Origin of the sequence: Streptomyces pseudogriseolus (assembly GCA_002154585.1) — a bacterium.
GTDB classification, from domain to species: Bacteria; Actinomycetota; Actinomycetes; order Streptomycetales; family Streptomycetaceae; genus Streptomyces; species Streptomyces pseudogriseolus.
In genome coordinates, this window is sequence record MUNG01000482.1 from 1 (window position 1) to 7,644 (window position 7,644).

General features: G+C 75.7%; 7 protein-coding genes. 1 reads left to right on the top strand and 6 read right to left on the bottom strand.

Translation table 11 applies throughout. The features are described from left to right. A partial coding sequence (locus tag CCN29_RS31430) for a glycoside hydrolase family 26 protein (protein WP_442538591.1) occupies positions 1 to 1,200 on the top strand: 1,200 nt, incomplete at its 5' end. 32 nt (positions 1,201 to 1,232) lie between these two features. On the opposite strand, the gene CCN29_RS31435 is transcribed toward CCN29_RS31430, so the two are convergent. The 6 genes from CCN29_RS31435 to CCN29_RS31460 all read right to left on the bottom strand — a co-directional run. Then, positions 1,233 to 1,892, bottom strand: coding sequence for a YveK family protein (locus CCN29_RS31435; protein ID WP_031017493.1), 660 nt, complete (start codon positions 1,890 to 1,892; stop codon positions 1,233 to 1,235). Beyond that, positions 1,889 to 3,043: a glycosyltransferase gene (locus tag CCN29_RS31440; protein WP_086685937.1), complete on the bottom strand. Its 1,155-nt coding sequence runs from the start codon at positions 3,041 to 3,043 to the stop codon at positions 1,889 to 1,891. The genes CCN29_RS31435 and CCN29_RS31440 overlap by 4 nt, the downstream gene beginning before the upstream one ends. A 1-nt stretch (position 3,044) precedes the next feature. Continuing rightward, positions 3,045 to 3,812: a polysaccharide deacetylase family protein gene (locus CCN29_RS31445; RefSeq protein WP_086685939.1), complete on the bottom strand. Its 768-nt coding sequence runs from the start codon at positions 3,810 to 3,812 to the stop codon at positions 3,045 to 3,047. Continuing rightward, complete coding sequence (locus tag CCN29_RS31450; protein ID WP_086685942.1) at positions 3,796 to 5,487, bottom strand: lipid II flippase MurJ; 1,692 nt, start codon at positions 5,485 to 5,487, stop codon at positions 3,796 to 3,798. Before CCN29_RS31450 ends, CCN29_RS31445 begins: the two co-directional genes overlap by 17 nt. Continuing rightward, complete coding sequence (locus CCN29_RS31455) at positions 5,484 to 6,824, bottom strand: O-antigen ligase family protein (protein ID WP_031060120.1); 1,341 nt, start codon at positions 6,822 to 6,824, stop codon at positions 5,484 to 5,486. The genes CCN29_RS31450 and CCN29_RS31455 overlap by 4 nt, the downstream gene beginning before the upstream one ends. A 6-nt stretch (positions 6,825 to 6,830) precedes the next feature. After that, the coding region (locus CCN29_RS31460; RefSeq protein ID WP_442538592.1) for a sugar transferase at positions 6,831 to 7,644 on the bottom strand (814 nt) is incomplete at its 5' end.

Here is a 7,644-nt window from a genome sequence, read left to right on the forward strand (position 1 = left end):
CGCCCCACACCGGCCGCCCAGCCCACGCCCGGCTCCGGAGCCCGGCCCGCGCCCGGCGCCGAGCCCGCCGCGTCGGCCTTCCCCACCCCCGACATCGACGTGCCCGCCGTGTCCGTGCCCGAGCTGCCCGCCGTGCCGGAGCCGCGGCCACCGTCCGTGCCCGCCCCCGCTCCCGCGAAGGGCGTGCCGCCGTTCGGCGCCTTCCTGGCCTCCGACGCGCGCGGCGTGGAGCGGATGGAGCAGCTCAGCCGCTGGCTCGGCGGCGCGGAACTGCGCGTGGGCCACACCTACCTGCCCGGCAACCACTGGAAGGACATCGAGGGAGACATCGGCTTCCTCGAGGACTGGGCGCGCTGGCGCAACGCCGACGACAAGCGGATGCTCGTCCTCAACGTCCCGCTCCAGGAGCGCAACGAGGCGGGCGTGCCCGACGGTGAGGTTCGCGAGCTGCTGCGGCGCGGCGCGGCCGGCGAGTTCGACCACCACTTCCGCGCTCTCGCCGAGCGGCTCGTCGCCCTGAAGATCCCGGACACCGTCCTGGTCCTCGGCTGGGAGATGAACGGCGTCACCTACACCCACCGCTGCGGCCCCGACCCGGAGAACTGGAAGAAGTACTGGAACCGCATCGTCACCACGATGCGCTCCGTCCCCGGCCAGAAATTCCGGTTCGAGTTCACGCCCAACCGCGGCCGCGACGCCGTGCCGTGGACGCAGTGCTATCCCGGCGACGACACCGTCGACATCATCGGAATGGACTCCTACGACCAGCCGCGCGGAATGTCCTTCGACGAACAGGTGAAGGAACCGTACGGACTCCAGGCGCACGTCGATTTCGCCAAGGCGCACAACAAGCCCATCGCCTATCCGGAGTGGGGGCTTTTCCGCAACGGCGACAATCCCGAGTACATGCGCCGCATGCTCGCCTGGATGCAACGGCACCGGCCGCTCTACCACACGGTCACCGACTACTGCCCGCACGGCGTGTGGCAGTGCGACGACAACCCGGACTCCTCCCGCGTCTTCCGCTCCGCCCTCTACGGCCGTACGCCCGAGGACCCGCAGACACCGGCGCCCACCGAGCCGCCCGCGACGCCGCAGCTGCCGGAGCAGTGCATGCCGCTGGACCTCGGACGCTGGGTGGAGCACTGGCTCGGCGGGAAGCTGTGCCTGCGCCTCGACTGGTGGTCGCGCACCGGATGACGCCGGAGCCGTCCCGGCCGGGCTCACCGCCGTCACCGCGGCACGTCGGCGGCGGTGGCCGGACCGGGCACGGAGGCGCTGGGCGCCGCCTCCCCGTCCCGGCCGCCGCGCCGGGGACGGGCCAGCAGCGCCAGGCCGCCGAGCAGTCCGCCCGCGCTCGCGCCGACCAGCGCGGTCACCGCGGGCGACGCCGAGGCGGGCGCGGACGGCTTCACCGCGCGGGAGAACTGCACCAGCCGCACCCGGGTGCTGTCCTTGGTGTCCTCCGCGTGCCGGGTCAGCGCCCGCGCCACCGCGTTCGCCATGTCGACCGCCGTCCCGGGCCGCTCCGAGACGGCCGTGACGGAGACCATCGGCGCGTCCGGCGAGGTCGCCGTGCGCACCCCGTCCCGCAGGGTGCGCACCGGCACGCCCGCCCACACCTGCGCGTCCCCGAGCACCGCGAGCTGGGTGGCCACCCGCCCGTAGGCCTGCGCGAAACCGCGTGCGGACTCCGGGGTGGCCTGGTCGGTGGGAACGGCCACGACGTAACTGGTGGCCGTGTACTCGGGCGGGGTGAGCAGGCCGTACGCGCCGCCGGACAGACCGCCCAGCAGCGTGCCCGCCACCAGCGCGGACCAGGCCGGCAGCTGTCTGACACGGTCCAGGGACGGCAGGCGCGGACGACGCGGACGGGTCGGGGTGTCGGTCATGACGACGGTGCTTCCTTGACGGGGAGGGAGGGGGAGGAGCCGGCCACGGCGGCCGCGTACACGTCCATGAGGCGGGCCGAGCTGCGGGTGATGCTGTAGTGGCGGGCGGCCTCGGCGGCCGTGCGCGGGGCCGGGCCCGCCGCGCGCGCCTCGGCGATCGCGCGGGCGTACGTCTCCGGGCCGCCGCGCACCCGCCGCGCGCCGGCCGAGGACTCCGGCGGCAGGTCGTCGATCGCCGGGCAGGAGCCGTAGAGCACGGGCAGCCCGGCGGCCAGGGCCTCCACCGCCGCCAGTCCGAACGCCTCCTCCGTGGACGGGGCGGCGAACAGGTCCATCGCCGAGGTGAGCGAGGGCAGGTCGGGGCCGGGCGTGCCGTCGGGCACGGCGGGCCGCTCCCCGGTGAACAGCACCCGCCCGGACACCCCGGCCTCGTGGGCGGTGCGCCGCAGCACGTGCTCCTCGGGGCCGCCGCCCACCAGCAGCAGCCAGCAGTTCTCCGGGAGCCGCGCCAGCGCCCGCACCAGCACGTCGAACCGCTTGCCGGGGGCGAGCCGGCCCACCCCGCCGACGACGAACGCGCCGTCCGGCAGGCCCAGCCGCCTGCGGGTGCGCTCGCGCCGCTCCGGGTCGAAGCGGAAGCGGTCCAGCTCGATGCCGTTCGGCACCACCTCGATCCGGGGAGCGGGCACCCCCCACCGCTTCAGCCGGTCGGCCACCGTCGGGGAGACGGCGACCGTCGCCGAGCCGAGCCGCTCGCTCGCCAGGTACAGCGCCCGCACGCCCTGGGTGAGCGCGCGGCCCTCCATCTGGGAGTCGCCCAGCGAGTGCTCGGTCGCCACGACCGCCCGCACGCCCGCCATCCGCGCCGCCGGCCTGCCGTACACGCAGGCCCGGTAGAGGTGGGTGTGCACCAGGTCGTAGCCGCCGGAGCGGATCACCTTGACCAGCCGCGGCAGCACGCCCACGTCGCGGTTGCCCGCCATGCCCAGGTGCAGCACCCGTACCCCGTCGGCGCGCAGGCCGTCGGCGACCGGGCCCGGGTTGGTGAGCGTCACCACGTCGCACTCGACGGGCAGATGACGCAGCAGCAGCCGCAGCTGCTGTTCGGCGCCGCCCACGCCGAGACCGGTGATGATGTGCAGCGCCCTCATCTCACACGCCCTCCGCCGGACGGCGGCGCCAGCGGTGCAGCCGCAGCTTCAGCCGCAGCCGCCACGCCGTGTCGCTCTGCCCGACGTGCGCACGCGGCAGGGCGTGCGGGCCGGTCAGCGGGCCCGGGTCGATGGCGCAGGCGTACCGGTAGCCGGCCTTGCGTACGGCCTCGACGGCGCGCGCGTCGACCGTGCCGTACGGGTAGCAGAAGCCGTCCACGGGCGCGCCGGTCAGCTCGGCGAGCCGGGCGCGGCTCCCGGTCACCTCGGCGTCCAGCAGCGCGTCGTCGGCGCGGGTCAGGTCGACGTGGGTCAGCCCGTGCGAGCCGATCTCCACGCCCTCCCCGGCGGCGCGCCGGATGCCGTCCGCGTCCAGCAGCGGCTTGCGCGGGCCGAGCGGGTCCCAGGCGTTGTCGCCGCCGAGCCGCCCCGGCAGCACGAAGAGGGTCGCGTTGAACCGGAAGCGGCGCAGCAGCGGCAGCGCGCCGGTGAGGAAGTCGGTGTAGCCGTCGTCGAAGGTCAGACCGACCAGGTCCCGGCCCTCGCCGCGGGTGCGCGCGTCCAGCAGCTCCGCCACGGACACGCCCCGCAGCCCGCGCCGGCGCAGCCAGGTCAGCTGGTGCTCCAGCCGGTCCGGGGTGACCGTGATGCGGTACGGGTCGTCGGAGCAGTCGCCCACCGAGTGGTACATCGCCACCCAGGGGACGGTCGCCGGGCGGCGGGCCGCCGGGGCCGGGTCGGCGAGCGGGGAATCAACGGGTGCGGCCATGTGTGAGCCTTCGTGTGACGGTACGGACGGAGCGCCGCGCGGTGGCGGCGCCCACGCCCAGGGCGGACAGGGCGATGGGGGCGAAGACGGCGGTGACGGCGAGGCAGCCGGCCGCGAGCGCCGCCACGGGCGAGGCGAACCGGCCCGCCGCGAACACCCCGGCGGCGACGGCCAGGACGGACCCGAGGACCGGGCGGCCCAGGTCGGCGAGGACCCGGCGGACGCCGACGGTGACGCCCGGGGCGTCGCCGGAGGGGGTGGCGCGCAGCCCGAGCAGCAGCAGGGCGGCGGTGACGGTGATGCCGGCGGCGTTGGCCGCGGCGATCCCCGCGACGCCCCAGCGGCCCACCGCGAGCACGCCGGTCAGGGACGTGACGGCGATGCCCACGCCCATCACGCCCAGCGGGTACCAGCGGGCGCTGCCCGCCGAGAAGTAGCAGCGGACCAGCGCGCCCACCAGCGTCTGGCCGAGCAGGCCGAGCGCGTACACCCGCATCACGTCCGCCGTCGCGGCGGTGTCGGACGCGGTGAACGCCCCGCGCTGGAAAAGCAGTCCGATCATCTGCGGGGCGCAGGCGACCACGGCGCACATGCCCAGCAGCACCACGCAGGACGCCAGCACCAGGTCCCGCTGCACCCGGGCGCGGGCCCGCGCGGTGTCCCCGTCGGCCAGCGCCCGCGCCACCACCGGGAAGGTCACCGTGCACACCATCAGCGACAGCGTCATCGGGATCTGGGCGACCTTCTGCGCGTAGTTGAGGTGCGAGATCGCGCCCGCAGGCAGCGACGACGCCAGGAACCGCTCGACCAGCACCTGTGACTGGCGGCACAGCGCGAACAGCAGCACGGCGGCGATCAGCGCCAGCCGCACCGGCCGCTCCTCGTCCGCCGCACCGCCGTCCACGGCGGCCGGCGCGGACGCGCGCGAGGTGAGCCGGCCCCACAGCGACGGCAGTTGCACCGCCACCATCAGACAGCCGCCCACCGCGACCCCGGCCGCCGCCGCGCGCACCCCCCACTCGCCGCCGAAGGCGAACATCGTCGCGATGATCCCCGTGTTGTACGCGACGTAGATCGCCGCCGGGGCGAGGAAGCGCCGGTGCGCCCGCAGCGCGGCGCTGCAGTACCCGGCGAGCCCGAAGGCCAGCAGGCTCAGCGCGGTGAGCCGGGTGCAGTCCACGGCGAGCCGCGGGTCCGGCAGCCCGGGCGCGAGCACGGCCACCAGGTACGGCGCCCCGGCGGCGGCCAGCGCGGCCACCGCGGCGAACGCCAGGCACAGCCGCGGCAGCGTGGCCCGCACCAGCTCCCGCACCGGGTCGCCGGGGACGCCCCGCGCGCGCCGGGCCAGCGCCATGCTGAACGCCGGGATCAGCGCGATCGCCAGCCCGTCCTCGATCAGCAGCGTCGCCGCCATCTCGGGCACGGTCCACGCGACGAGGAACGCGTCGGTGTCGCTCCCCGCCCCGAACAGCCGCGCCAGCGACTGGTCCCGGACCAGCCCGAGCAGGGACCCGGCGATGGACAGCGCGGCGGTGACCAGCGCGGCACGGGCGAGGAAGCGGCGGGAGGGGCTGGGGTCGTTCCGGCTTTCGGACCCGGTCCCGGACGTCTCGACCGGGAGAGGGGGCGCGTCGGCGGTCCGGGACGGGGCGCAGTCCGTGCGGGGTGTCGTCATCGGGCCACCGCCTCCTCGACGCGGCCGGGCAGGGTGTCCCGGCGAGCCGTGTCCGCGGAGGCCCGTTCCGTCAGCCCCCACCACGCCGTCAGGCCGAGGGCGACGCCGGTCAGGACGGTCGACGGGCCGCCGATGTCGCCGTACACGTAGTCGACGAGCTGCCACAGCAGCAGGCCGCACGCGATCAGCGCACAGTCGAGACCGGACCCGTCGCGGCGCGCCGGCGCGCGCACCGCGCACACCAGCAGCGCCAGCCAGCTCCCCACCAGCGAACAGAAGCCGAGCAGTCCCTGCTCGCTGAGCACCAGCAGGTACATGCTGTGCGGGGAGAGCAACGCCTGCTTGTGGAACGTCTCCCCGGCGCCCTCGATGTCGCTGCCCGACGACAGCGCGAGCGTGGCGTGCCCGTCGCGGTACTCGGGGAAGTTCTTCAGCCCCACCCCGGTCAGCGGCTGTTCGCGCCACATGCCGACGGCGGACGCCCACAGCGTGTACCGGTCGGTCACGGACTGGTCCGGGGCGTCGGCGACCTGCGTGATGCTGTCGATCCGCTCCTGGAGCATCGCCGTACCGACCCCGAGGCCGCCCACGAGGATCACCCCCGCCGCGGCCACGGCCGCCGCCACCTTCAGCGCCCGCCGCAGCCCCGCCATCGTCAGCTGCACCGCGCAGGTCAGCGCCGTCGCGATCCAGGCGCCCCGGCTGAAGGACACCGCCAGCGGCACCAGCAGCACGACCGCGCACCCGGCGGCCAGCGCCCGCTGCCACAGCGGCGTCCGCCCCAGCGCCAGCCCGGTCGCGCAGACCACGCCGAGCGCCACCGCCGTGGCCATGCCCATCACGTCCTGCGCCCCGAAGGTGCCCACCGCGCGGACGGTCTCGCCCTGGTAGGAGGCGCCGGTCCCGGTGACGTACTGGTGCACGCCGACGGCCCCCTGCCACACCGCGAGCCCCACGAACGACCAGGCCAGCAGCCGGAGGTCGGCCCGCCCGCGCAGCAGCACCAGCACGGCCGCCGGGACCAGCACGAACACCTGGAGATAGCGGGCCATCCCGCCGAGCCCCGCCGCGGGCGAGGCCGCGCCCATGGCGGCGACCGCGAGCCCCGCCACGGGCAGTCCCAGCACCACCGCCGCGCGGCGCGACAGCGGACGCCGCCGCTGGCGCAGCAGCAGGATCACGCAGTACCCCACCACCAGCGCGGACACCACGTCGGCGGCCCCCGCGCCGTCCCCCGTCGGCGGCAGGCCCAGCAGCGCGACCACCGCCACCAGCGGCAGCACCGGCGCGAACCGGGCGGCCGCGCGCGGCAGCGGCAGTACGGGGACGTGGCTCACCTGGCGTCAGCTCCCCGTCGGACGGACCAGCGTGGCCGCCGTGCGCAGCAGGATGCACACGTCCTGCCACAGCGACCAGTCGTCGATGTACGCGTTGTCGAACCGGGCGCGGTCCTCGATCGAGGTGTCCCCGCGCAGCCCGTGGATCTGCGCGAGCCCGGTGATCCCGGTGCGCATCCGGTGCCGGGCCGCGTAACCCGGGTACGTCTCGCTGAACTGGGCGACGAAGTACGGGCGTTCGGGGCGAGGCCCGACCAGGCTCATGTCGCCGCGCAACACGTTCCACAGCTGGAGCAGCTCGTCCAGCGAGGTGCGGCGCAGCATCCGGCAGAAGCGGCGCATCTCGTGCTCGCCCGCCACGCTCCACCGGGTCGCCGACTCGTGCTCGTCGACCGGCCGGTGGGTGCGGAACTTCAGCAGCGTGAACGGCTCGCCGTCCCGGCCGATGCGCTCCTGACGGAACACCAGCCCGGGTCCGTCGGTGAGCCGCAGGGTCACCGCGCACACCAGCAGCAGCGGGCTGACCAGCAGCAGCAGCGTCCCCGACACCAGGATGTCCAGCACCCGCTTGCCGGCGCCGCCACCACCGCGGACCGGCGCGAGGTCCAGCCGCCGGCAGGAGAACCCGGCCAGCCGCTCGGGCGCCGGGTACGGCGAGGCGTCGGCGTCGACCTCCCACACCGCGCACCCCGACGCCGCCAACGAGCCCAGCAGCGCGCTCTGTTCGGCACGCACCGACGGGTGGACGGCGAGGACCGCGCGCACCCCGTTCTGGATGACCGCGCGTTCCACCTCCTCGTCCGTGTGCAGCACGGGGACG

Coding starts and splice junctions, on each gene's coding strand:
- CCN29_RS31435 (WP_031017493.1), bottom strand. CDS start 1,892: ATGACCGACACCCCGACCCGTCCGCGTCGTCCGCGCCTGCCGTCCCTG.
- CCN29_RS31440 (WP_086685937.1), bottom strand. CDS start 3,043: ATGAGGGCGCTGCACATCATCACCGGTCTCGGCGTGGGCGGCGCCGAA.
- CCN29_RS31445 (WP_086685939.1), bottom strand. CDS start 3,812: ATGGCCGCACCCGTTGATTCCCCGCTCGCCGACCCGGCCCCGGCGGCC.
- CCN29_RS31450 (WP_086685942.1), bottom strand. CDS start 5,487: ATGACGACACCCCGCACGGACTGCGCCCCGTCCCGGACCGCCGACGCG.